This window comes from Bradyrhizobium sp. CCBAU 11361, from assembly GCF_028128935.1.
Taxonomy (GTDB): Bacteria; Pseudomonadota; Alphaproteobacteria; order Rhizobiales; family Xanthobacteraceae; genus Bradyrhizobium; species Bradyrhizobium niftali.
The window spans coordinates 66,154-88,676 of sequence record NZ_LBJZ01000195.1; the positions used below are offsets into that span (position 1 = coordinate 66,154).

Genomic DNA, 22,523 nt, shown 5'->3' on the forward strand with positions numbered 1-22,523 from the left:
GGCTGGCCCAGCCACCCCGGCCGATTACGGGGTCCATCCGATGGAACGGGTCATGGAGCAGGCGGCATCGAAGCGCCACAAAGCCGCGAGACAACACCCTCAAACAGTGTAAGATTCAGCAAAACAGGAGGGAGCGGCATGTTTGAAATCAACGGTTTCGACACGGCAGGCGTCGTCAGCCTGAAGCGGCTGTCACTTGCGGCCGCCCTCAAGAAGGCCAGGGAGCTGGTCGAGGACGGGTGCTGGGACGTCCAGATCGTTGATCCGACCGGCCGGATATACACCTCGTTTGAGGAGCAGGCCGCCTAGCCACTCCGCCTTCGCCACCCGATGGCACGAACCGGCGCTCGACGCCGGCGCGCCGCGCCGTTGCCAATCGACCCATTTGGGAGCACGCTCTCTCCAGGCGCTGAAGACGCCGCACAGGGAGAGACCCATGAAGGAATCGGGCCTGGACGCTCGCCATCGGGACAAGGATGGCGGGATCAGCAAGAAGCACGGCAACACGCTGGTTGGCACGTTGCGCAAGATCTACGGAAAGGGTTTTGCGGCCGGCTATCCCGATGCGACCCAGCTCAGCGAGGTCCTGCTTCAGCTGAACGAGACGTCGCTGAGCCAGCTGCGCCGCGATCACGACACCGGGCATCTGGGGCACAAGATCGACCACGCCTCGAAGTGACAGGCTCCGCCTGCCTGATTCACCTGTCTGATTCACTTGGCCGATTCATCTGGCCGATGCACTTGGCCAGGTTCATCTGGCGCGTCCGCCCCTCACGTCTCGTCCAGCACCTCGAACAACTCCTCCACCCGCTCGAACGGCGCATCGCGCATCTGGCTGTGATAGACGACGCGATCGCCGTCGCGCTGGAGTGACTTTCCTCTCGACTTCCGCAACCGTCCGGGCAGGAACGTTGCGGCCACCGCCCCGAGGCCGACGTCGAGCCGGATGATGCCCCTTCGCTTGCATTCGAGCCTGAGCTTCGCTGCGGCGAAGAAATCGCGCGCGACTTTCGGCAGCGGGCCGAAGCGGCGGGAGGTCTCCTCTTCGAGGTCGACGAGGTCGTCCTCGCTGCCGCATCTTGCGGCGCGCGCATAGAGTTCGAGCCGCACGGGCTCGGAGTGCACATAGGTCTCGGGCAGCATGTCCGCGACCGGCAGGTTCAGGTCGGGCACCCACACCGCGGCCCGCTCCTCATCGACCTTCTCCGAGGCCATTTTCAGCAGGTGGCTGTAGAGCACGGGCCCGAACACCTGGACGTGGCCGGATTGCTGCTCGGAAAACAGGTCGCCCGCACCTCTGAGATCGAGATCGCGCTCGCTGATGGCAAAGCCGGCGCCGGGCCGGCTGAACTCCTCGAGCACGGCCAGCCGCTTCTCGGACTGCCCGGAATTCGTCTCGGTCAGCAAATGGGCGAACGCCCGGATGCCGCTACGGCCGACCCGTCCGCGCAGCTGATGCAGCTGGGCAAGGCCGAACTTCTCGGGCCAGCAGACCACGATGGTGTTCGCACGCGGAATGTCGAGGCCGCTCTCCACGATGTTGGTCGCGAGCAGGACGTCGGCCCTGCCCTCGACGAAGCTCATCATGCGGTCGTCGATCTCGTCGGCAGCCAGTCTGCCGTGCAGGCACACGATGCGAAGATCGCCGGCCACCGCCTGCACCCGCGCCAGCATCGGATCCAGATCCTGGATGCGCGGACAGATCAGAAAACTCTGGCCGTGGCGCCGCTGCTCGCGCAGCAACGCCGACGCAATGGCCGCATCCGACAGCGGCGCAATCCTGGTTGCGACCGGGAGCCGGTGCACCGGTGGCGAGGCGATCACGCTGAGGTCGCGGAAGCCGGCAAGGCCGGCGGCCAGCGTGCGCGGGATCGGCGTCGCGCTCATCATCAGCACATGGACATTCTTGGCAAGGCTGGAAAGTCTGACCTTCTCCGCCGCGCCAAAATGCTGCTCCTCGTCGATGATGACGAGGCCGAGATCGTCGAACTTCACGTCCTTCGCGCCCAGCGCCTGCGTTCCGACCACGACCTTGATGCGGCCGCTGCGCAGTCCCTCCTTGGTCTCCCGCAGCTCCGCGCCGGAAGTCGCCCGCGACAGGTTTCCTACTTCGATGCCGAACGGGGCGAAGCGCTTCTGGAACGTTGCGACGTGCTGGCGTGCCAGCACCGTCGTCGGCACCGCGATCGCCACCTGCTTGCCCGACAGCACCACGGCGGCGGCGGCCCGTAGCGCCACCTCGGTCTTGCCAAATCCCACATCGCCGCAGATCACCCGGTCCATCGGATGGCCGGATGCAAGATCATCCAGCACGTCGCGGATCGCCTTGGCCTGATCGATCGTCGTGAAATAAGGAAAGCGCGCGACGAACTTCTCATAGGCCGATCCCGGCGGAACCAGCTTTTCGGCGCGCCGCCTTCGGCGCTGGCTGATGTGCTTGGCCAGCGCCTTGCCGGCGATCTGGATTTCGCGCTCGGCCTCGGTGCGGCGGGCCCACCAGGAGCTGCCGTCCGCCTTGTCGAGCGCCAGCTTGCCCGGCTCGGTCGCGTAGGGCCACATCAGGGCCAGATCGGGTGGCGGCACGAGAACCGCGTTGTCGCCCGCGAACACCAGGCGGATCATCTCGCGCAGCGCGCCGCCGCCCGTATTCACGGTCTGCAGGCCGTCGAGCACGGCAAGGCCGCGCTGGAGATGCACGACCACCGTGCCCTGCTCGGGCACGTCGGCATGGTCGAAGGCCGCGCTCCAGGCCCGCGCCATCGGCTGCGGATGATGCGCCCGGCTGCCGAGCACGTCGGACGCGGTCACGACAACGAGAGACTTTTTCCCCGGCACGACGAAACCCGCATCGAGATCGGCCAGAAGCGCCGCATCGCCGCCCCGCCCGCGCGCCGCCGCGTCCCAGTCCGCGCAGCGCGGCGCCTTGACGCCGCTCATCCGCTCCATCACGCGCAGGTCGTCCTCCTGCGCCGCGACCAGGATCAGCCGCGAACCGGCCCGCCGCGTCTCCTCGACGAAGGCACGGAGCGCCTTCCTGGCGGAAGTCAGCTTCGAAAACTCCGGGATGGGCTGGAAGGACGCCGTCCGCGGCAACACCTTCATGCCCCTGGAGAGCTGCTTCCAGTCGCGCCGTCCGATGTATTCGCGCTCTCTCTCCGCACGAGGCGCGGTCTCCTCGATCGTGCTCAGCCAGCCGTCGACGTGCAGCGGGACGCCTGCATCGGCGATCCATTTGGCGCGCCCGCAATAGTCGAACAGCGTCGCGCGCTTGCCGCGTTTGCCGGCGAAGCCGAGCCGCTCCGACATGGGGTCGACGAGAAGCTCGCTGGTCTCGAAGATGATGTCGTGCTCTTTCGGGTCGAACGCCACGATCCGGCTGATCGCGCGGCCTGAATGCTCGATCCGGAACGGCCCCAGCGCGCCCGCGGGAAATATCTCGAAGGTCTGCCCGTGAAACAGGGCTCCGCCCGGATAGTCCGGCTCGTCCTCCAGATCGTATCCCAGGGCTTCGAGGCGCCCGCGCAGGTCGCGCTCGGAAAACGCGCCGCCCACCTTCAAGCTCACGCTCAGGCGCGACAGGCTCGCAGGCGGCGGCAGGCGCTCCATCACGGCTTCCGCCGTCGAGACCAGAAAGAGCGGCTTCCTGGATTTTGCGAGGCGTCGTAGCACGGAGGCTCTGCGCCCTGCGAGTTCGTGGGACGGCTCGAGCTGATCGAACGGCAAAGTGTTCAATCGCGGAAACACCAGGACCTCGCAGGAGGGATCGAGCGCGTGAATGACGCTGCCGAGCCGCTCCGCCCTGTTCTCGCTCTCGGCGAGAAAAACGATGCCGCTGCGTCCGGACTGCTTCCATTGTGCAAGCAGATGGAGCGCCATCGAACCGAGGGGCGACGAAGACGAGATCGTGGCGCGCTGCGACCCTTTGCCTTTCTTTGGCGATGTCTTGGTCGCCTTCGCCTTTTTGGTAAGCCTCACTTGAATCCGTCTCTGGTCGTAAACTGTCACCCACCGAACGCGAGCCGCCGCATTGTCGATTCGCTGCTCGCCGCCATGCATATGGGATTTGCCCTGCCAACGCACGCCTCGTGGCAACGTTTGGAGCGCCATTGCGCTCCCGAAATCTTTGGCTGTTGATCGCCCTACGGACGGGGAACTCGCCGCTTCCGACGCGGCGCGGGATCGGCTTCTCTGGATCCAAGGGCTGCTGCGATCGAGCGCGCCCTCCTCGCATGGCCGGCACGAAAAACCCCAGCGCTTGGACGCTGGGGTGTTTCGTCAAAATATGAATTGGTCAGGCAATGACGCTTTCATAGCAGCGAATGCGCCGCGCGCGTGTGAACTGGTTCACACGCCTTGTTGGTTGTTGGCGCGGCCCGATCAATGCGGAACGGGGTACCGCGCCTCCGGTTTGAACCTGCACACGCCGCGCGCTAGGATGCCCCATTTTACGGAGGCTCATTTGAAACCATTCATTTTCATCGCCGCCATCGCACTCCTTGCGACGGCCCCCGCCCGCTCGCAGCCGCTGGTCGATCCGAACAAGGTTGCCCCTGAATACCGCGAGGCGGCCGAGAAGCGCCGCGCCGAGCAGTTGCGGCAACGCGAATGCGCGCTGAAGGCGGATCTGGAGAAGGTGCTACCGAGGGATCGCACCGCCTTTCTCAACCATTGCCTGGACACGATCGCGGCCAAGCAATAGCGGTTGGCTGATTGACAGCTCCAACGGGCTCCCCGCGCCGCCAGTCGCGACGGGCCGATGACGCCTGGCCGCGTTTTGCGAGCATCGCGTTCGTGCGCACGACATTGGCTGCGACGAGACCTCTCGGAATGCCGCCAAAGCCTTCAGGCTTTCTTCAGACATTTGCGATCACCTGACGATCCATTTCCATCGGTCATTGTCGGTCGCGTATGAGTTTCGTCCAGATTCAGTGCACGCGCTGCAAGTCCGTGTTCCGCGATCGCGCGGGACGGTTGCAGGACGGCTATTCCAGGCAATGTCCGAGTTGCGAGGTGGTGCTGTTCTTCGCCGAGGATTCGCAGCACCCTTTCGTCAGGCGCGCAATGCGCAATGCGCGCAAGGCCCGCAAGGAGCAGCGCGAGGCCGAGGCGGCAAGGCGCGTCGCGCCGGAGCCGCGCGCGGCGCGATCATTCGCCGGGCGGGGCCGTTCGGTGGACCGGGAGGACTAAAGCGAAACGGCCATAGGTTGAATTGATTGGCCGCTGGCTCGTTCGACCTCCCAGCCTTCGCCAAGGCTTCGGCGGACAAGAGCGTGAGAGCGAGCGCACCTCCGTTGCCGCGACGATCAAACCTGATCTCATCGTGCTTTGGCTTACCGCTGCCGCTTCCGCGGAAACAGGCGGTCGCGGATATAGCGCGAGGTCGGGGTCAGGCGGATGCCGCGCGGCTTCTGCCAGGCGGCGCGGTCGATCTCCTTCTTGTCGCCGATCGCGAGCCTGCCCTTGGCGCCTTTGGCGATGAAGATCGCATCGCTCATCTTGCGGCCGGAGCGCTTGTTCCTGGCCTTCACTTCCTTCCAGAGGCTGATCCTGCCGAGCTTCAGCTCGGGCAGCTCCTCCTTGATCTCCCGCCGCAGGCAGTCCTTCTCGGACTCGCGCGCGCGTTTGCGGCCGCCCGGGAACATCCACAGGCCGTCCGACCGGCGTCTGACCAACAATACCTTGCCGCGCTTGGCGGCGACCAGCTTGGAAGACTTCGCCATTACTGCCGCAATCGAAAATAGAATCGTCCTGATCGTAACTTGTCTAGTCGGATAGACAAGTTCGGGACGCGCCCTGATCACAGGCCGCGGGCCGTCGGACCAGCTGCGACACGGCGGGCAGATCGCGCCGTTCGAGGGCGCGAGATCAGCCTTCGCCCGCCCTCGCGCCCGCCTCCGCGCGGTCCTCTGTCCTGATCCAGGCCATCATCATCTCCCAGGCCACGGACAGGATGATCGGCCCGATGAACAGGCCGACGATGCCATGGGCGAGCGTGCCGCCGATCACGCCGACGAAGATCACGATGGTCGGCGTGGTCAGGCCACGCCCCATCACGAGCGGCTTCAACATCGTGTCGATGAAGCCGACCAGGACGAGAAACACCGTGAGCAGCAGCGCCGTGGTGACGTCCTTGGCGGTCCAGATCCAGATGATCACCGGCAGCAGCACCAGGAAGGCGCCGATCTGCACGATCGAGAGCAGCAGCACGAGGAAGGCGAGAAGGCCGGCGCTCGGCACGGCCGCGAGCTTGAAGCCGATGCCGGCGAGCAGTGCCTGCACGATCGCGACGCCGATCACGCCTTGCGCCACGGCGCGGATGGTCGCGCCGGCGAGCCCCAGGAAATGCTCGCTCTGTTCGGGCACGATGCGAAACAGGAAGCCGCGGCCGGCCGCAACCAGTCTCGGTCCATGCGGGAACAGGAAGCCGGCCACGAACACCGAGACCAGAAACTGAAGCGTGCCGACGCCGGCATCGCCCGCGAGCGACAAGAGCGGCCCCGCCAGCGGCTGGAGATACGGCGCCACTTCCCGCAGCACCGCGCGGATGTTGGTATAGGCCTGGTCCCAGAGTTCGTAGAGCCACGGGCCGACGATCGGCCACGACTTCAGCTGCTCCGGCGCCGACTGGAGCGCGAGGTCGCCGGTACCGAGCTGGTGCGCCAGTTCGCGCGCGCCGTCCACCGCGCTGATGCCGAGCCAGGTTGCAGGGCCGATGACGATGCCGAGCGTGATCAAGGTGAGGATCGCCGCCGCGGTCTTGGGCCGCCCGCCGAGGATTTTCGCGACCCAGCTGAAGGCCGGGTAGAACGCGACCGCGAGCACGCCGCTCCAGGCCAGGATCGGCACGAACGGGCGGATGATCAGGAAGGTCCAGATGATCAGCAGGGCGAGCAGGCCGAGCCGGATCACGAGCTGGATGATGTCCTCTCCCGTCAGGAGCTGACGGAGACTTTTCACGGGCACGACCTTCCTTGCGGCATCGACGCGGGTTCCGGCTCTTGCACGGGCAAGCCGTTATTGCCAGCCCCGGGCCGGGCGTCAAGACGAGGCGGGCTCGCGCCCGGGCCTGTACCCGGGACACATGACCGGGACAAGCGGCCTGACCAGACCTGCGACTGATTCTGCGGCGACGCCGGCGCGGCTAGAAGTGGTAGTTCACGCCCACCGTTCCGGTCTGGATGTTCAGCTTCACGTTGGCGGGCGTCGCCACCAGATTGCCTGTCGTCACCGGCTGTTCGGTGATCGCGCCAAAGCTCATGTAGTTGTACTCGGCCCTCACCGACCAGTTCGGCATGAACATCCACTCGACGCCGCCGCCGGCGAGCCAGCCGGTGCGGTTAAAGCTGCCCGAGGCGGAACCGGCGAGTGCGCCGGCAAGTCCATTGTTCACGTAGTATTTGTCCCGGGTGAAGGCCGCACCGCCCTTGGCATAGAGCAGCACGCGGTCGAAGGCGACGCCGAAGCGGCCGGCCACCGTGGCGATATAGTCGTTCTTCAACGAGAAGATGAAGCCGGCGCCGCCGCCAAACGGGCTGTTGCTGCGTGACGCTGGACCAGGCGCCGGTGCCCTCGAGGCCCAGCACGACATTGCTGATCTGGTAGTTGCCGCCGATCTGGCCGCCGACCACGCCGCCGCTGGCCGTGACCGAGCTCCAGGTCGCCGTCGGATCGGCCGGGTCGATGCCGGTCCACTTGCTCCAGGCGCCGCCACCATGCGCGCCGATGTAGAAGCCGGTCCAGCTGAAGATTTGAGCCGCCACCGGCGCCTTCACCGGCGCGGGTGCGATGATATCCGCGGCGAATGCCGGCGTTGCCAGCGACAACAGCGCAGCCGTCAAAACGAGCTTCGTCCCCATGATCTCACCCCCATTGATGCGCCTTCCAACCGAGGCGACCCGGGTGAAATCTAGCTGCCGGATCAGGCGCGCGCTTGGACCCGTCGGCGGCGCGACTTGGACTGACCGGCGCTCCGCGACCCGGGAAAATCCTGCAAGATCTGCGTCCGAAGACGGGTTTGGCTAACGGTGATTAACCGGATTTCCGCCGACCGGTTTACGCCGGTGCAAAGGCTCGCTCGTACCCTTCTCGCCAAGCATCTGGGGACACTGAGTTTGCAATGGCCAACAGCATCTGGACGACCGAAGAATTCACCTGCGCGGGTTGCAGCATGAACTACACCGCGACAAGGGAAGAGCACAGCGAGGCGCATTCCGGCAGCTTCAAGTGCAGAATCTGCAGCGGCGTGGTGCACGCATGGTCCGGCAAGCATCACTTCTTCGGCTGGCAAGCCGTGAAGACGAAGCCGCCGGTGTTTGGACGGCGATGGGCGGGAGTTGGGTGGTAGGCGACAGCTTTACAGGTGTGTCTTAGCCCGGATGGAGCGCAGCGAAATCCGGGACCGCTGTCGCCGCATTGCGCGACCTCCCCGGATTGCGCTTCGCTCCATCCGGGCTACGAGCTTCGCTGCGCTCGCAATGACGATGTTGAACAGTAGCGTTCTACCGACGTCGTCCTTTCGAGGACCGCGATCCATGATCTCGTCAATACCAGCTGCGCGAACTCCGGCTTCTGCTGCGTCCCGTCGCCGGCTAAACTCCCCTTCCCCGCAATCCAACGCGACACGCAATGACCGCACCCTTCGTTCCCCAGATCGCGCTCTATCGCAACTGGCTCGCCGAGCAGCGCGACTTCAGCTTCGGCAGCTACGAGGAGATGCGGCAATGGTCGGTGCGCGATCTCGACGGTTTCTGGCGCAGCATCTGGGATTATTACGATCTGCAATCGCCGACGCCGTTCGCGGCGGTGATCACCGAGCGCAAGATGCCCGGCGCGGTCTGGTTTCCCGGCGCACAAGTCAACTATGCCCGGCAGGTGTTCCGGCATGTCGAGGCGGCCGACGCCGCTGGACTGCCCGCGATCGTCAGCGGCGGCGAGGACGGCAGGCTGAGGGAAACGAGCTGGCCGGAGCTGCGGCGCAAGGCGGCCGCGCTCGCGCTGCATCTGAAGGATAACGGCATCAAGCCCGGCGACCGCGTCGCGGCCTATCTGCCCAACATCCCCGAGACCATCATCGCATTTCTCGCGACCGCCAGCTTAGGTGCGGTCTGGAGCGTCTGCGCACCCGATATGGCGGCGCCCGCCGTGATCGATCGCTTCAAGCAGATCGAACCCAAAGTGCTGATCGCCTGCGACGCTGTCACCTATGCCGGCCGGCAGCACGACCGGCGCGACATTGTCGCCGAGCTGCGGCGATCGCTGCCCACGCTCGAGCATGTCATCCTGCACAGCGAGGCTGATGCTGCCGCCGCACCGGATGCCCTGCTCTCCGAGATTGTCGCAAGGACCAGCGCTGCGATCGACGCGTTCGAGCCGGCCTGGCTGCCGTTCGAACATCCGCTCTGGATCGTCTATTCCAGCGGCACCACCGGCCTGCCCAAGCCGATCGTGCACGGCCATGGCGGCATCGTCATCGTGGTGCTGGCGCTGCTCGGCCTGCACAACGACATCGGCTGCTCCTATCACCAGAACTCCTTCGGCGAGCGCTATCACTGGTACTCTTCGACCGGCTGGATCATGTGGAATTCGCAAGTCGGCGGCCTGCTCAGCGGCGCCACCTGCTGCATCTTCGACGGCAGCCCCGGCGGCACCAAGGACAAGCCGGACTGGACCACGCTGTGGCGCTTCGTGGCGCAGTCGAAGGCGACCTTCTTCGGCGCGGGCGCGGCGTTCTTCGCCAACTGCGCCAAGGCCGAAATCGATCTCGCCGCCGCCGGCGATCTGTCGCGGCTGCGCTGTCTCGGCTCGACCGGCTCGCCGCTCAGCGCCGACACGCAAGCCTGGTTCAACGACCGCTTCGCGGCTCTGTCGAAGACCAATGGCAGCAAGGCGCAGGCGGACATCTGGTGGGCGAACATTTCCGGCGGCACCGATTTCGCCGGCGCGTTCATCGGCGGCAACCGCGAATTGCCGCAGACGCCCGGCGCGATGCAGTGCCGCCTGCTCGGCGCCGCCGTCGAAGCCTTCAGCGAACAGGGCCGCGCCGTCACGGGCGAGGTCGGCGAGCTCGTCTGCACCGAGCCGATGCCGTCGATGCCGCTCTACTTCTGGAACGACGAGGGCGATGCGCGCTATCGCTCCAGTTATTTCGAGACCTATCCCGACAATTTCGACGGCAGCGGCCGCGGGCCGGTGTGGCGGCACGGCGACTGGCTCAAGGTCGATCCGGACGGCTCCTGCATCATCTATGGCCGCAGCGATGCCACCATCAACCGGCACGGCCTGCGCATGGGCACGAGCGAGCTCTATTCCGCGATCGAGGCGCTGCCGGAGGTGCTGGACTCCCTCGTCGTCGACCTCGAATATCTCGGCCGCGACAGCTACATGCCGCTTTTCGTGGTACTGCGCGACGGCGTCGCGTTCGACGACGCGATGCGCTCCAAGATCAACAAGGCGATCGAGGCCGGCCTGTCACGCCGCTTCCTGCCGAACGAGATCTTCGCCGTCGCCGAGATCCCGCGCACGCTGTCGGGCAAGAAGCAGGAGCTGCCGATCAAGAAGCTGCTGCTCGGCCACCCCGTCGAGAAGGTCATCAACAAGGAGGCGATGGCCAATCCCGCCTGCCTCGACTGGTACCTCGCCTTCGCGCGCGACTATCTGGCGCGGAACGCGGCCTGAAGGGGATCGCCCCAATTGCGTCGATGCCGTTTGCACTCCGTTCACCGATCGCCGCTAGATCAGGATGGATCTTCCGCAACGAACGTGCGCCATGGCCGACCTCAACGCCGTCCTCACCAGGCTCAACGACCGCCTGCTCCGCCTCGAAGGCGAGCTGTTCGTGCTGCGCTCGCTGGCCCGCGCGACGCTGACCGCGGGCGACGACCATGCCGAGCGCATGCGCAAGCTGGTCGAGGCCGCCAAGGTCGCGCTCGACGACGAGGCGCTGAGGCCCCTGGACAAGCCGACACGGAAGTATGTCGAGGCCGCGAGCGCCATGGTCGACGAACTGCTGGTCGAACCGACCAAGGCCCGGCCATTGTTCACGGTGATCGACGGCGGGAAGCGCTCCTAGGCGCGCTAAAGCGCCGCAGGATTCCCCGCCTTCAGCCGGCTGAGGCCCGCCTCGATGATCGCGATCTCCTCGTCGATCTGGCTGATCGGCAGGCTGAAATCATAGCCGGACCTGCTCTTCAAATCGACCGCGAGCCGTTGCCGGTGCATCATCAGCTGGTCGAGGCCGCGCCGGTTCTTCAGTCGGACATAGATGTCGACGATCTGCTCAATCGCGCTCGGCATGAAATCGGTCCCGGCGAAAAGGCCCGCGCGGCGCACCCACGCCGGCGGGACATTTTCGGTGTCGCGGTACGCAATACAAATCCGCGACGGATTCGTCGATACGCCAGGCTGGTTGAGAACGTATTACCGTCAGACGATTTCTCGATCGCCGAGCATGAAAAGGCCGCTGGCGATGAGACCAGCGGCCAAAGCCGGGTTCGAAAATGGATAGGGTTGAAATGTCGCCAGCCCCGGTATGGCCACTCTAGCGGCGGGATGGATTCCTTCTGTTCGAAATGAAACACAGGAACCGTCGTATCCATCACTTCCGGCCCGACCGTGGCCGTACGGCAACGCTGGTCGGTAACGCAGAAATAGATCCGCGGCACTTTGCGCTCGGCGCTGTAGCGGTCATACGGCCGGCAGGCGTAGGCGCGGAACGGTCGGCCGCGCAATCGTGCAATTCATCGTGTCCCGCGCCCGGCGCATTGTTGATAACCGGCGCAAATGGCCCGCGGGTGGTGACACGGCGCCCTGACGTGTTATCGGGGGTATGACGCAGTTGCGAGACAGATCGGACACCCATGCGCATTACCCTCGTCGGCTCCCGCCATTTCGGCGTAACCACCCTGAACATGCTCCGGGAGCACAGCGTGTCGATCGCGCGGGTCGTGGTGGCCGATGCCGAGGACCGCCTCGCCGCGACCGCCAGGGCGGCCGGCATCGAGGTGGTGGTGCAGGCGAATCCGAAGCTGGTGGTCGCCTCCGAGATCGCGCCCGACACCGATTTGATCATCACCGCTCACAGCCATGCCCGGATCGGAAAGGACGCGCTCGCGGCGGCCAGGTTCGGAGGGATCGGCTATCACCCCTCGCTGCTGCCCCGTCACCGCGGCAAGGCCGCCGTGGAATGGACCATCAAGGAAGGCGATCCGGTCGCCGGCGGCACGATCTATCATCTCGCCGACCGCATGGACGCCGGCGCCATCGCCGCGCAGGAATGGTGCTTCGTCAGGAAGGGCGAGACCGCCCGCGAGCTCTGGGAGCGCGCGCTCGCCCCGCTCGGGCTCAAATTGCTGGCCGACGTGATCGATTACGTCAAAGTCCACAAGGCGTTGCCGGCCAAGGTTCAGGACGAGCAGTTCGCGACCTCCGCGCCGAGTCTGTCCTGACGTTTACCCTTAACGTGAAGCCGCATTGATTCTGCTTGAAAAATCGAAACTAAAAACACAAATAAACCATTGTTTCCACAGGAACAATTTTCGATTTGGCATCGCAACAAATTTCCGTCACATTTCGCCCGAATAAGCGTCAGCATATCAGACAAATTCAAGGACGGAATTCATGCGTTTTGGTCGCATCGCGGCGTTCTGTGCCGCTTCAGTTTTCGCCGGCACCCTCGCCGCCTCCGCCTTCGCCCAGACCCCCTATGACGGCAACTGGCAGGTCACCATCGTGACCAAGTCCGGCTCCTGCGAACCGACCGCGAGCTCCATGCTTACGGTTTCCGACGGCAAGATCACCGCGCCCGGCGCTAACGTTTCCGGCACCATCGGCCGGGAGGGTCTTGTGAAAGTTTCGATCAATGGTGCATATGCCAACGGTCAACTCAGCGGCAACGCCGGATCGGGGAAGTGGAATGGAGCATCTGCAGGCATACCGTGCAGCGGGCGGTGGGAAGCATCGCGCCAATAAACCAACTGAGGCTCGCGCCGGAGGCCGGCGGCTGCTGATCGCGGCCGCCGTTTTGCTTTCGGCAGCGTTCGCGAACACTGAAAGCAAGGCCCAGTCCGGCCCGTTTGCCCCGCTCGCGGGCAGCTGGAGCGGCGGCGGCACCGTCACCCTGGATGACGGCTCCACCGAACGGATCCGCTGCCGCGCCAAATACACTCCGATCGGGCCTACGATGGAGATGTCGCTGACCTGCGCCAGCGACGCCTACAAGTTCAACCTCGGAGCCAACCTCAGGGCCGAGGGCAGCGCCATCACCGGAAGCTGGAGCGAAGCCAGCCGCAATATCAGCGGCTCGCTCGAGGGTCGCGGCAGCGGCGGGAATTACGAGCTGCTCGTCAGCGCGGCCGGCTTCAACGCCAACCTCGCGATGAGGACGAGCGGCACCAAGCAGACGGTCTCGCTGAGGGCCGACAGCCAGTTCCGCGGCGCCAACATCTCGCTGTCGCGCTAAGCCGATACAGCACATCACAATCGATCCGGCGCCGGCGCCGGATCGATTTTTTTATGTGTTCGGAACGAACGCCGTCACCTCGATCTCGACCTTGGCCCGGTCGTCCACGAGGCCTCCGATGTAGAGCAGCGTCGAAGGCGGAAAATTGCGCCCCAGCGTCTCCTTCCAGGCCGCGCCGATGCCGGCAGCTGCGGCTACATATTCGCTGCGGCTGGTCAGGTACCAGGTCAGACGGACGATGTGCTCGGGGCCGGCGCCGGCCTCGCCCAGGAGCTTGATGATCCGCTTCAGCGCGGCCCCGACCTGCGCCGCCATGTCAGGGGCGTAGTCGCCCGCCTCGTCGCCGCCGGTCTGTCCGGCCAGCACCACCCAGCGGCCCGGCCCTTCGACCACGACGCCATGGGAAAAGCCGCGCGGTTTTTTCCATTCGGCCGGCTGCAAGATACGCATGAGCTGTTTCTCCCATTTCGCTCGTTGAGCTTCCCTTAGCACGCACCCGCGCATCGCTGCATCCGCAGTTTTGGCCGTTGCAAACCGTATTGATGTCGCGGATACCAGCCTGCCCTCCAACGCCCTTGCCTTCTGCATCCCGCGCCAATGACCACCCCTCCGTCAAAAACGATGGCTGCATTGTGGATGGCCGGCTGGCTGTCGCTGACGCTGGTGATGGCGGTCGCGGGCCGCGAGGCCGTGCGCGAGATGAACGTCTTCCAGGTCCAGGAGGTCCGCTCGCTGATCGGCCTCTGCTTGCTCTATCCGATGATCCGGCGCGCCGGCGGCTTCGCGACGCTCAGGACCACGCGCCTGCCCCAGCACATCGCACGCAATCTGATCCACTACGTCTCGCAGCTCGGCTGGTTCTTCGCGCTGACGCTGATTCCGATCGGCCAGGTGGTAGCGATCGAGTTCACGATGCCGATCTGGACCGCAATCCTCGCCGCCAGCTTCCTGTCCGAGCGCATGACATCGTGGAAGATCGCCGCGATCGTGCTCGGCCTCGTCGGCGTGATCGTCATCGTGCGGCCCGCGGCCGGCGAGATCAATCAAGGCCAGTTGATCGCGCTCGGCGCGGCGGTCGGCTTCGGCGTGTCCATGGCCCTGGTCAAATCGCTCACCCGCACCGAGAGCGCGCTGGCGGTCCTGTTCTGGATGCTGGTCGTGCAGTCGGTCGCAGGCTTCCTGCCGACGCTCTATGTCTGGGCCTGGCCGCCCACTTATGTCTGGGGTTGGGTGGCCGTGATCTCGGTCTGCGGCACGTTCGCGCATTATTGCCTCGCCAGCGCCATGCGCTACGCGGACGCGACGGTGGTCGTCCCGATGGACTTCCTGCGGGTTCCCCTCACCGCCGCCGCCGGCTGGCTGCTGTATTCAGAGCGGCTCGACGGCTGGACCGTGCTCGGGGCGGCGCTGATCCTGTTCGGCAACCTCCTGAATCTGAAACCGGCGCCCCCGGCTCCCGACCGCGCGCCGTGAACCTGCGGGCCGCCTCGCGCGACAAAAACAAAGTGGCCGAGAGTGATCTCGATCACGTTGGAAGGGGGCTTCCATCGTGCACATTCGGCCACGAAGCAATGGGTTGGGCGAACCGTCGTTTCGCTAGCGCGAAGCCGGGCGTTTTCGTGTAGGTTCGCCGCCAATTTGTTGCTGCCTGCAATTCGATTCTGGGGATTTCAGATGCGTTATCTCACCCTCGTCGCCGCGCTGATGTGCATGGCACTGTCGGTCAGTGCCGCGAAGGCCGACCGCCGTGTTGCTTTCGTCGTCGGCAACGGCTCCTACAAGAACGTCGCGCAATTGCCGAACCCGCCGATCGACGCCAAGACGATGGCCGCGACGCTGCGCAACGTCGGCTTCGATGTGATCGAAGGGTCCAATCTCAGCCGCGACCAGATGACGGAAAAGCTGCTCGACTTCGGCCGCAAGGCGCAGGGCTCCGACATCGCATTGTTCTACTATGCCGGTCACGGCATCGCCGTCGGCGGCACCAACTACCTCCTGCCGGTTGACGCCGACATCAAGTCGGAGATGGATGTCAAGCTGGGCGCTGCCATCAACATCGACCTGACACTCGAGCAGACCATGGGCGATGCCAAGGTCAAGCTCGTCTTCCTCGATGCCTGCCGCGACAATCCGTTCGCCGCCAAGATCAAGTCGAACTCCGCGACCCGCAGCGTCAACGTGCAGAGCGGCCTTGCCGAGATGAAGTCCGGCGAAGGCACGCTGATCGCGTTCGCAACCGGCCCCGGCCAGACCGCGCTCGACGGCCAGGAGGGCAACAACAGCCCGTTCACCCGCGCGCTGATCGACAACATCACCAAGCCCGGCATCGAGATCCAGCAGGCGATGACGTCGGTCCGCGCCCAGGTCAATGAAGAGACCCACAAGGGCCAGCTTCCCTGGGGCCACACCAACCTGATCGGCGCCGTCTATCTCAACCAGGCTCCGACGACCCAGGTCGCCAATGCCGCCCCGACCGCTTCCGGCAGCGTGCCGGCGGCGGCGGCCGGCAGCTCCGATGGTGTCGAGCTCGAGTACTGGCGCTCGGTGAAGGAATCCAACAAGCCGGAAGAGCTCAACGCCTATCTCTCCGCCTATCCGAACGGCCAGTTCAAGGCGCTGGCGCTGGCGCGGCTTGCGGCGATCAAGAGTGGACCGTCGACGACGACCCGCACGCTCAACGCAGGCGTCGATCCCGCCACCTTCACCGACGATGCCAGCCAGCTCACCGAGGATCAGATCGGCCTCGACAAGAACCAGCGCCGCGACGTGCAGCGTCGTCTCTCCGGGCTCGGCTTCGATACCAAGCAGACTGGCGTCTTCAGCGACGAAACCCGGTTGGTGCTCAAGCGCTGGCAGGCAGCGCGCGGCTATCCCTCGTCCGGCTACCTCAACAAGCTTCAGCACAAGGCGCTGCTCTCGGAGGTCGTGGCTGGCCCGCCGACCGCGAGCGACAACAGCCAGAAGGCGGCTCGGCGCGCCGCCAGCGCCCCCGCAGGCAGCAGCGCGCCGGCGCCGGCACCAGCTCCCCAACGCAACAACGCCGGCGATGCAGCCGGCGCGGCCTTCGTCGGCGGCGTCGTCGGCGGCATGATGGGCGGCATGTTCCGCCGCTGAGGCGAGCTCAGACCCCGAATACAAAAGCCCGGCTCGCGCCGGGCTTTTTCATGCCGGTCTAGTAATCCTGGGTGAACCAGGGCACGAGCGTCCGGATACGCGGCATCGCCTGCGTCGTAATGCTCGTCCGAGCCATCTCTGCGATGCGCGGCGCCAGTGACGACAGATCTCCCCGGCGGGTCACCAGAAGCACTTCGCGAAAAAATCCAGGGCCCGGCAGCGGGAGCGCGCTGACCTGGGCAGCGTGAGCGAGCCCCTGCAACAGACACAGCGGCGTGGTGATCGCCACGCCCATACCGGTCGCGACCATCGCGACCAAGCTGTCCGAGGTGTCAAACTCAAAGGCCCGTGGCGGGCGAATCCCCAGGCGGCTCAGATGACGCTCGACCTGAGCGCCCGCATAGGAGCGTTCGCTGTACCGGACCAGGCGATGTCGAGCGAGGATCTCCCGCAGATCAAGGCCGGCAAATTCGGCCTCCATGCCGCGCGGCACCACCAGCAGATTTGGCTCGCGATAGAATGGGAAGCGCTCGATATCATACAGGTCATCCATCGCATCGCATGTGATCGCCGCGTCGATCGTTCGGTGAACCAGCGCCTCGGCATGCGAGTGAGCAAGGCCTGACCAAACGGACAGACTCAGTGCGACCTCGCCCGTCATGAGCTCCTTGACGAGGTGCGCGCCGACCGTGGCGGCATAGGAGTCGATGAGGCCGAGCCTCAGATCGACACGCTCGGGCAGTTTCGCTGCCTCCCGGAGTGCGCCGAGTAATGCGTCAAAGTCGCGATTCAGATCGCGAACCCGGCCAGCAAGGATGCGGCCCGCCCGCGTCAGTGTAAGCGGCCTCCGGCTGCGGTTGAAGAACGCCACGCCGATCGCGGCCTCGGCCCGCCGCACAGCCTGAGAGACCGCTGATTGCGTCATCCCGAACTGACGGGACGCCTGAAGCATGCTGCCGGACTCCGCGACGGCAGCGACAATCTGCAAGCTTCGCAAGTCTGGAATGGGTGGCGTCATATCCATAGCTTAAGCAGAAGTCATATTAACATGCAAATTGGCTTCATTATATGAATTATCCTTGTAGGAGAGCCGCATCCGAAAGCAGACTTCTGATCGTCCTAACAATTAAGCAGTTCCCGATCGATGAGCGAGAAAGCGGATATTCTGGTGATCGGCCTCGGTGCCATGGGCAGCGCGGCCCTCTATCAACTGGCCAAGCGAGGGGCAAAGGCGGTCGGCCTCGATCGCTTCGCCCCGCCCCACGTGATGGGATCCAGCCACGGCGAAACCCGCATCACCCGGCAGGCGGTCGGTGAAGGCCGCGATTACGTGCCCCTGGTGCTGGATACCCACCGGATCTGGCGTGAGCTCGAGGCCGAGACGTCTGCCGAGCTGCTGAACCCATGTGGCCTCGTCGTCATGGCGCCCGGTGTCGGCGAGACGTCGCACCACGGCAAGCCGGACTTCGTCGCACGTTCGATTGCAGCCGCGCGTGACTTCGGCATCGCGCATGAAGTGATCGACGGGCGAGAGGTGGCTCATCGCTTCCCGCAATTCCTGAACCTCGAGGGGAACGAGAAGGCCTATTACGAACCCGGCGGAGGATACGTTTTTCCGGAGCGCTGCATCAAGGCGCAGCTGACGCGCGCGGAGCAGCTCGGCGCAACGATCCGCACGGGAGTCGAGGTTCTCTCGATCGTGCAGAGAGGCTCGGCCGTTCGGGTGGAAACGTCCTCAGGCACATTCGAGGCGGACCAGGTGGTGGTGTCGGCAGGCGGCTGGAATGCCCACCTGCTCGGCGCGCCGTTCGATCGCGTGCTTACGGTGAAGCGACAGGTGCTGCATTGGTACGAGCTCGACGATACCAGCGCGTATCGCGCCAACGCCCCTGTGTTCATCTGGATGCACGGCGCGACGGATGTCGACTACCTCTACGGCTTTCCGCCATTGCCTGGCGATCGTCGCCTCAAAGTCGCGACCGAGCAGTACGAGACCAACACGACGGCCGACACCATCGACCGCACCGTCGATCCCGCGGAATCGGCTGAAATGTACCGGAAGCACGTGGCGGGGCGGCTCGCCGGCGCCACACCGCGCGTCGCGCAGGCGGCTGCCTGCATCTACACGGTGACGCCCGATCGGGGCTTCATCATCGACCGCCATCCCGACCAGGACAGGATTTGCGTCGTCTCGGCGTGCTCGGGCCACGGCTTCAAGCACTCGGCAGGTATCGGCAATGTCGTGGCCGGGATGGTGACCGACGGTCGAAGCGCGATCGACCTCAGCCCATTCTCCATCTCCCGCTTTTCGTGACGTTTGGCACGAGCCTTGTATCCAAAAAAAGCGCGCGCAACGCGCGTCGTGATTTAAATCCTGGAGGCTTCATCCGATGAGAGACATTGTCCATTCCATGATGACAGGAGTCGCGGCGCTGCTGATGCTTGGCACTGCCCAAGCAGCCGATGGCGTCGATGCCATCAAGCAGCGCGGCACGTTGAACGTCGGCGTCAAGGCAGACTACAAACCTTTTGGATACCGCGATCCCACCGGAAACGTGGTCGGCATCGAGCCGGATCTTGCCGCCGATATTGCCAAGCGCCTCGGAGTCAAGCTCGAGCTCGTTCCGGTCGCGGCGTCCAACAGAATCGAATTTCTTCAGCAGGGAAAGGTTGACCTGCTGATCGCGACCATGTCGGACAGGCCGGAACGCCGCCGCGTCGTTCAAGCCATCGAGCCTCTGTATTATTCCGACTATGTGAACATACTTCTCAACAAGAAGGCCGGCATCAAGGACTGGGCCGAGCTCAAGGGAAAGCCCGTATGTGCAACGTCGGGCGCCTGGTACAACAAGGACGTTGCCAAATCCTACGGCCCCGAGATTGTTGCGTTTGACGGATCGGAGAAGCCTCTGTTCGCCATGAAGCAGGGCAATTGCATCGGCTATGTCTACGATCAGACCTTCCTGCAAGGCAAGTTGCTGGAGGACGAGTGGAAGACGGACTACGACTTGCCCCTGAAAGGTGTTCTGCCTTCACCGTGGATGATCGCCGTCGCGCTCGAGAACGCCAGCCTTCAGAAGCTGCTCGAAGATACGACAAAGGACTGGATGAAGACGGGCTTCATCGTGGCAGCGGAAAAGAAGTGGGGCATTACGCCGACCGAGTATTCGCTCCTCATGCACGAGCAATACAAGGACAAATAGGCGTGTGAAGCGGAGCGCTGGATCCATCTTGCGCTCCGAAGAGGTCAAGCCAATGCACTGATCCGAGGTGATTGCCTCAACAATTCGGTGTCGCGCAAGATGCAGGCAATCGGCAACTGGTTTCAGCGCCTCTATGAATCGACGGGGCTGAATTTCTCCGTATTCTACGATGCGTACGACTGGGATCGTTATCTCGGCGGACTGAAGATGACGCTGTTTCTGAGCGTCACGACCATCATGCTGAGCCTGGTCATTGGCGCGGCAGGTGCCTTGATGCAGGGTAGCCCGTCCAGATTGTTGCAGCTGGCCGTCAATATTTTCGTCGTGGTCTTCCGCAACACGCCACCGCTGGTCCAGATCTTCTTTTTCTATTTCGGGCTCGGCACCATGCTTCCGGCCGTCGAGACGGCGGGCATGCGCGTTCCACTGCTGAGCAACGTTCAATGGGCCATCATTTCGCTGTCACTGTTTGCCGCCGCCTTCAACGTGGAGATCTTCCGGTCCGGCATCGAGGCCGTGCCGAGGACGACCGTGGAAGCCGCCGAGGCGCTGGGTTACACACGCATCAAAGCCTACATCCACATCGTTCTTCCGCTGGCCATTCGCGTCTGCCTTCCCGCACTGAACAACAACCTCGTCAACCTGCTCAAGACGACCACGCTTGCCTACGCGATCGCCGTTCCCGAGACGCTGTATGCGGTCAAGCAGATCTGGTCGGAATCACAGAACGTTTTCGAAATGATGGTCGTGTTGCTTGCGACCTATGGCATCCTCGTAGGTGTCCTCGTCTGGTTGATGCATCGCTGGGAGCGGGCAATGCACATTCCGGGGTATGTCCGATGAAGACCGCCGAGCCCGTGCACAGGCTTGCCGTCCTTCTGCCGTATCGTCTCGCGCCGACCCGGACGTCCGTTCGGATCAGCCCGCTATCCGCCGCGATCCTCTGCTTCTGCGCCGTGATGGCTGCGTCCACGGCATGGGCGCAGACCGCACCGACGATGCTGTCCCCGCTTCAGGTCATCGTGAAATGGTCGCCGCTCCTGCTGCGAGGGTTCGCTTTCAACATCCTGATCTCCTTGCTCGCCATGCTGCTGGGCACCGTCGCCGGTCTCGGCCTGGGTCTGGCCCTGCTGTCACAGTACCGGTTGCTCGCCACCGCCAGCTGGTTCGTGACCCAATTCTTCCGCAACGCGCCCTGGCTGGTGTTGCTGTTCTTCGTCATGTTTCTGGTGCCCTTCCAGATCACCATCTTCAACACGACAGTCCCTTTGCCGGACTGGATCAAGGCAACGGTGGGCTTCGCCCTGCCCGTCATGGCGAACGTCGCCGAGGTCGTACGCGGAGCGGTGCGGTCCGTTCCGTCGACGCAATGGGAGGCGGCTGAATCGCTGTCGTTCACGCGACGCCAGACCATGTGGCTGATCATGCTGCCGCAATGCATCAAGCGAATGCTGCCGCCCTGGATGAACATCTATGCCCTTGTCGCGATGGCGACGGTGCTTGCATCGATCGTGGGCGTCTCGGAAATGCTGACGCTGACGGCGCAGGTGCATGCTGCCGAAGGCGGCAGACCGGAACTGTTCGCGCCGCTCTACGGTTTCGCACTGCTGTGCTTCTTTCTCTATTGTTATCCGATCAACCTCTGGACCGCTCGTCTTGAGCGTCGATTCCGCGTGCGCTGAGGGAGCAGAGCATGGTCGCGACCTGGACTCCGGATCAGCCCATCGTCCAATGCGTCGACGTCAGAAAGTCGTTCGGCGCTCTCGAGGTTCTGAAAGGCATCAGCCTGTCGGTGAAGAAGGGCGAGGTGATCTGCATCATCGGCCCGTCGGGATCGGGTAAGTCCACGCTGATCCGCTGTATCAATGCCCTCCAGCCGATCTCGTCCGGCAGCATTCAGATCGAAGGCATCGAGGTCACCGATCCCAGGCTCGACAAGCTGGCGCTTCGGCGCAAGGTCGGGATGGTATTTCAGCAGTACAACCTGTTCCCGCACAAGACGGCGCTCCAGAACGTGATGATGGCGCCGATCCATGTTCTCGGCCAGAAACGTGCCGAGGTCGAGGCGCGCGCCCGAGCGCTGCTCGCCAAGGTGCGGCTCGCAGGAAAGGAGGACAGCTATCCTGGCGAACTCTCGGGCGGACAGCAGCAGCGCGTGGCCATCGCCCGTTCACTGGCGATGCGGCCGGACATCATGCTGTTCGACGAAGTCACGGCCGCCCTCGACCCGGAAACCGTCAAGGAGGTTCTGGTGACCATCCGAGAGCTTGCCGAGGATGGAATGACGTGCCTCCTCGTCACCCATGAAATGAACTTCGCACGTGAGGTCGCCGATCACGTCTACTTCACCGATCGCGGTGTGATCGTCGAGCACGGGCCGCCGGAAACATTGTTTACGGCGGCGAAGGACGAGCGCACGCAGCGGTTTCTGTCGCAGGTCCTCTGAGCCGGCTGCGCGGATCCTGGGCGCATCGGCCTTCGCACGACCAACCAGATCCGGCGGCAGCCTACTTGCCCGCCGCCTTCCGCAGCGCCTCGTTGATGCGGTCCTGCCAGCCGGGGCCGCCCTCCTGGAAGAACTCCAGCACGTCCTGGTCGATGCGCAGCGTGACCTGCTCCTTGATCCCCGGCGCCACGTTCGGCTTCGGCGGCGCCACGGCGACCTTGGCGGTTACCTTCTTGAACGCCGCCTCGGCCTCCGACCGCGCATCGCCAAGCGTGCGCGGCCGCCTCGGTTGATCCGCCATGTC

Annotated in this window: 25 protein-coding genes; 17 read left to right on the forward strand and 8 right to left on the reverse strand. The window is 64.4% G+C overall.

Annotated elements, in window-relative coordinates; translation table 11 throughout:
* The first annotated feature begins 138 nt into the window (after window positions 1-138).
* Both XI08_RS35800 and XI08_RS35805 read left to right on the forward strand, forming a co-directional pair.
* On the forward strand, window positions 139-309 hold the full coding sequence (locus XI08_RS35800) for a hypothetical protein (RefSeq protein WP_271578020.1): 171 nt from the start codon (window positions 139-141) through the stop codon (window positions 307-309).
* Between the two features lie 127 nt (window positions 310-436).
* Entirely contained in the window at window positions 437-679 is a 243-nt protein-coding gene (locus XI08_RS35805) for a hypothetical protein (protein ID WP_092181558.1), read from the forward strand.
* Between the two features lie 92 nt (window positions 680-771).
* Here the strand turns inward: XI08_RS35805 and XI08_RS35810 are convergent, their stop codons facing one another.
* Window positions 772-3,876: a DEAD/DEAH box helicase gene (locus XI08_RS35810; RefSeq protein WP_271578170.1), complete on the reverse strand. Its 3,105-nt coding sequence runs from the start codon at window positions 3,874-3,876 to the stop codon at window positions 772-774.
* Between the two features lie 583 nt (window positions 3,877-4,459).
* Here XI08_RS35810 and XI08_RS35815 point away from each other — a divergent pair.
* Entirely contained in the window at window positions 4,460-4,699 is a 240-nt protein-coding gene (locus XI08_RS35815) for a hypothetical protein (protein ID WP_271578021.1), read from the forward strand.
* Window positions 4,700-5,010: 311 nt separating this feature from the next.
* Window positions 5,011-5,187, forward strand: a complete 177-nt coding sequence (locus XI08_RS46470) for a hypothetical protein (protein ID WP_371089943.1) — start codon at window positions 5,011-5,013, stop codon at window positions 5,185-5,187.
* A gap of 143 nt (window positions 5,188-5,330) precedes the next feature.
* Here XI08_RS46470 and XI08_RS35825 read toward each other — a convergent pair whose 3' ends face one another.
* The 3 genes from XI08_RS35825 to XI08_RS35835 all read right to left on the reverse strand — a co-directional run bounded on the left by XI08_RS35825 (window position 5,331) and on the right by XI08_RS35835 (window position 7,588).
* Window positions 5,331-5,720: an NUDIX hydrolase gene (locus XI08_RS35825; protein ID WP_027542915.1), complete on the reverse strand. Its 390-nt coding sequence runs from the start codon at window positions 5,718-5,720 to the stop codon at window positions 5,331-5,333.
* Window positions 5,721-5,865: 145 nt separating this feature from the next.
* A complete protein-coding gene (locus tag XI08_RS35830) occupies window positions 5,866-6,963 on the reverse strand; it encodes an AI-2E family transporter (protein WP_271578022.1) in 1,098 nt (365 codons plus the stop codon).
* A 178-nt stretch (window positions 6,964-7,141) separates the two neighbouring features.
* Complete coding sequence (locus XI08_RS35835) at window positions 7,142-7,588, reverse strand: outer membrane protein (RefSeq protein WP_271578023.1); 447 nt, start codon at window positions 7,586-7,588, stop codon at window positions 7,142-7,144.
* A 528-nt stretch (window positions 7,589-8,116) separates the two neighbouring features.
* On the opposite strand from XI08_RS35835, the gene XI08_RS35840 reads away from it, so the two are divergent.
* From XI08_RS35840 to XI08_RS35850, 3 genes are all read left to right on the forward strand, one after another.
* Window positions 8,117-8,344, forward strand: a complete 228-nt coding sequence (locus tag XI08_RS35840; RefSeq protein WP_027542918.1) for a hypothetical protein — start codon at window positions 8,117-8,119, stop codon at window positions 8,342-8,344.
* 281 nt (window positions 8,345-8,625) lie between these two features.
* On the forward strand, window positions 8,626-10,674 hold the full coding sequence (locus XI08_RS35845) for an acetoacetate--CoA ligase (protein WP_271578024.1): 2,049 nt from the start codon (window positions 8,626-8,628) through the stop codon (window positions 10,672-10,674).
* Between the two features lie 91 nt (window positions 10,675-10,765).
* Complete coding sequence (locus XI08_RS35850; protein WP_027546668.1) at window positions 10,766-11,068, forward strand: hypothetical protein; 303 nt, start codon at window positions 10,766-10,768, stop codon at window positions 11,066-11,068.
* Between the two features lie 5 nt (window positions 11,069-11,073).
* On the opposite strand, the gene XI08_RS35855 is transcribed toward XI08_RS35850, so the two are convergent.
* On the reverse strand, window positions 11,074-11,292 hold the full coding sequence (locus tag XI08_RS35855) for a hypothetical protein (RefSeq protein WP_027546667.1): 219 nt from the start codon (window positions 11,290-11,292) through the stop codon (window positions 11,074-11,076).
* Between the two features lie 563 nt (window positions 11,293-11,855).
* Between XI08_RS35855 and XI08_RS35860 the strand changes: the two genes are divergently transcribed.
* The 3 genes from XI08_RS35860 to XI08_RS35870 all read left to right on the forward strand — a co-directional run bounded on the left by XI08_RS35860 (window position 11,856) and on the right by XI08_RS35870 (window position 13,456).
* Window positions 11,856-12,443, forward strand: a complete 588-nt coding sequence (locus XI08_RS35860; protein WP_271578025.1) for a formyltransferase family protein — start codon at window positions 11,856-11,858, stop codon at window positions 12,441-12,443.
* A 172-nt stretch (window positions 12,444-12,615) separates the two neighbouring features.
* Complete coding sequence (locus XI08_RS35865) at window positions 12,616-12,966, forward strand: hypothetical protein (protein ID WP_084302540.1); 351 nt, start codon at window positions 12,616-12,618, stop codon at window positions 12,964-12,966.
* Window positions 12,911-13,456 carry a hypothetical protein gene (locus tag XI08_RS35870; RefSeq protein ID WP_271578026.1) on the forward strand — a complete coding sequence of 182 codons (546 nt, stop codon included), beginning with the start codon at window positions 12,911-12,913 and terminating at the stop codon, window positions 13,454-13,456. Before XI08_RS35865 ends, XI08_RS35870 begins: the two co-directional genes overlap by 56 nt.
* Window positions 13,457-13,507: 51 nt before the next feature.
* Here the strand turns inward: XI08_RS35870 and XI08_RS35875 are convergent, their stop codons facing one another.
* Window positions 13,508-13,906, reverse strand: coding sequence for a RidA family protein (locus XI08_RS35875; protein WP_271578027.1), 399 nt, complete (start codon window positions 13,904-13,906; stop codon window positions 13,508-13,510).
* 147 nt (window positions 13,907-14,053) lie between these two features.
* Between XI08_RS35875 and XI08_RS35880 the strand changes: the two genes are divergently transcribed.
* Both XI08_RS35880 and XI08_RS35885 read left to right on the forward strand, forming a co-directional pair.
* Complete coding sequence (locus tag XI08_RS35880) at window positions 14,054-14,929, forward strand: DMT family transporter (protein ID WP_271578028.1); 876 nt, start codon at window positions 14,054-14,056, stop codon at window positions 14,927-14,929.
* A 201-nt stretch (window positions 14,930-15,130) separates the two neighbouring features.
* On the forward strand, window positions 15,131-16,570 hold the full coding sequence (locus XI08_RS35885) for a caspase family protein (RefSeq protein ID WP_271578029.1): 1,440 nt from the start codon (window positions 15,131-15,133) through the stop codon (window positions 16,568-16,570).
* Window positions 16,571-16,628: 58 nt separating this feature from the next.
* Here the strand turns inward: XI08_RS35885 and XI08_RS35890 are convergent, their stop codons facing one another.
* Entirely contained in the window at window positions 16,629-17,594 is a 966-nt protein-coding gene (locus tag XI08_RS35890) for a LysR family transcriptional regulator (protein WP_333928979.1), read from the reverse strand.
* Between the two features lie 120 nt (window positions 17,595-17,714).
* Here XI08_RS35890 and solA point away from each other — a divergent pair, with 120 nt between their 5' ends.
* The 5 genes from solA (at window position 17,715) to XI08_RS35915 (ending at window position 22,219) form a co-directional block, all read left to right on the forward strand.
* Window positions 17,715-18,884 (forward strand): N-methyl-L-tryptophan oxidase, encoded by a 1,170-nt coding sequence (solA, locus tag XI08_RS35895; protein ID WP_271578031.1) that lies wholly within the window; start codon window positions 17,715-17,717, stop codon window positions 18,882-18,884.
* Between the two features lie 76 nt (window positions 18,885-18,960).
* The gene (locus tag XI08_RS35900) at window positions 18,961-19,773 is read left to right on the forward strand and encodes a transporter substrate-binding domain-containing protein (protein WP_271578032.1); all 813 of its coding nucleotides are present in this window, start codon (window positions 18,961-18,963) and stop codon (window positions 19,771-19,773) included.
* Window positions 19,774-19,872: 99 nt separating this feature from the next.
* Complete coding sequence (locus XI08_RS35905; protein ID WP_271578033.1) at window positions 19,873-20,616, forward strand: amino acid ABC transporter permease; 744 nt, start codon at window positions 19,873-19,875, stop codon at window positions 20,614-20,616.
* Entirely contained in the window at window positions 20,613-21,455 is an 843-nt protein-coding gene (locus XI08_RS35910; RefSeq protein ID WP_271578034.1) for an amino acid ABC transporter permease, read from the forward strand. Before XI08_RS35905 ends, XI08_RS35910 begins: the two co-directional genes overlap by 4 nt.
* 11 nt (window positions 21,456-21,466) lie before the next feature.
* Window positions 21,467-22,219: an amino acid ABC transporter ATP-binding protein gene (locus XI08_RS35915; protein ID WP_271578035.1), complete on the forward strand. Its 753-nt coding sequence runs from the start codon at window positions 21,467-21,469 to the stop codon at window positions 22,217-22,219.
* A gap of 61 nt (window positions 22,220-22,280) precedes the next feature.
* Here the strand turns inward: XI08_RS35915 and XI08_RS35920 are convergent, their stop codons facing one another.
* Window positions 22,281-22,520, reverse strand: coding sequence for a BrnA antitoxin family protein (locus XI08_RS35920; RefSeq protein ID WP_271578036.1), 240 nt, complete (start codon window positions 22,518-22,520; stop codon window positions 22,281-22,283).
* Window positions 22,521-22,523: the final 3 nt, after the last annotated feature.

Bases quoted from the DNA above. Each gene is read 5' to 3' on its own strand.
- XI08_RS35800 (WP_271578020.1), top strand. From the start codon at position 139: ATGTTTGAAATCAACGGTTTCGACACGGCAGGCGTCGTCAGCCTGAAG.
- XI08_RS35805 (WP_092181558.1), top strand. From the start codon at position 437: ATGAAGGAATCGGGCCTGGACGCTCGCCATCGGGACAAGGATGGCGGG.
- XI08_RS35810 (WP_271578170.1), bottom strand. From the start codon at position 3,876: ATGGCGCTCCATCTGCTTGCACAATGGAAGCAGTCCGGACGCAGCGGC.
- XI08_RS35825 (WP_027542915.1), bottom strand. From the start codon at position 5,720: ATGGCGAAGTCTTCCAAGCTGGTCGCCGCCAAGCGCGGCAAGGTATTG.
- XI08_RS35835 (WP_271578023.1), bottom strand. From the start codon at position 7,588: ATGTCGTGCTGGGCCTCGAGGGCACCGGCGCCTGGTCCAGCGTCACGC.
- XI08_RS35840 (WP_027542918.1), top strand. From the start codon at position 8,117: ATGGCCAACAGCATCTGGACGACCGAAGAATTCACCTGCGCGGGTTGC.
- XI08_RS35845 (WP_271578024.1), top strand. From the start codon at position 8,626: ATGACCGCACCCTTCGTTCCCCAGATCGCGCTCTATCGCAACTGGCTC.
- XI08_RS35850 (WP_027546668.1), top strand. From the start codon at position 10,766: ATGGCCGACCTCAACGCCGTCCTCACCAGGCTCAACGACCGCCTGCTC.
- XI08_RS35855 (WP_027546667.1), bottom strand. From the start codon at position 11,292: ATGCCGAGCGCGATTGAGCAGATCGTCGACATCTATGTCCGACTGAAG.
- XI08_RS35860 (WP_271578025.1), top strand. From the start codon at position 11,856: ATGCGCATTACCCTCGTCGGCTCCCGCCATTTCGGCGTAACCACCCTG.
- XI08_RS35865 (WP_084302540.1), top strand. From the start codon at position 12,616: ATGCGTTTTGGTCGCATCGCGGCGTTCTGTGCCGCTTCAGTTTTCGCC.
- XI08_RS35870 (WP_271578026.1), top strand. From the start codon at position 12,911: ATGGAGCATCTGCAGGCATACCGTGCAGCGGGCGGTGGGAAGCATCGC.
- XI08_RS35875 (WP_271578027.1), bottom strand. From the start codon at position 13,906: ATGCGTATCTTGCAGCCGGCCGAATGGAAAAAACCGCGCGGCTTTTCC.
- XI08_RS35880 (WP_271578028.1), top strand. From the start codon at position 14,054: ATGACCACCCCTCCGTCAAAAACGATGGCTGCATTGTGGATGGCCGGC.
- XI08_RS35885 (WP_271578029.1), top strand. From the start codon at position 15,131: ATGCGTTATCTCACCCTCGTCGCCGCGCTGATGTGCATGGCACTGTCG.
- XI08_RS35890 (WP_333928979.1), bottom strand. From the start codon at position 17,594: ATGGATATGACGCCACCCATTCCAGACTTGCGAAGCTTGCAGATTGTC.
- solA (WP_271578031.1), top strand. From the start codon at position 17,715: ATGAGCGAGAAAGCGGATATTCTGGTGATCGGCCTCGGTGCCATGGGC.
- XI08_RS35900 (WP_271578032.1), top strand. From the start codon at position 18,961: ATGAGAGACATTGTCCATTCCATGATGACAGGAGTCGCGGCGCTGCTG.
- XI08_RS35905 (WP_271578033.1), top strand. From the start codon at position 19,873: ATGCAGGCAATCGGCAACTGGTTTCAGCGCCTCTATGAATCGACGGGG.
- XI08_RS35910 (WP_271578034.1), top strand. From the start codon at position 20,613: ATGAAGACCGCCGAGCCCGTGCACAGGCTTGCCGTCCTTCTGCCGTAT.
- XI08_RS35915 (WP_271578035.1), top strand. From the start codon at position 21,467: ATGGTCGCGACCTGGACTCCGGATCAGCCCATCGTCCAATGCGTCGAC.
- XI08_RS35920 (WP_271578036.1), bottom strand. From the start codon at position 22,520: ATGGCGGATCAACCGAGGCGGCCGCGCACGCTTGGCGATGCGCGGTCG.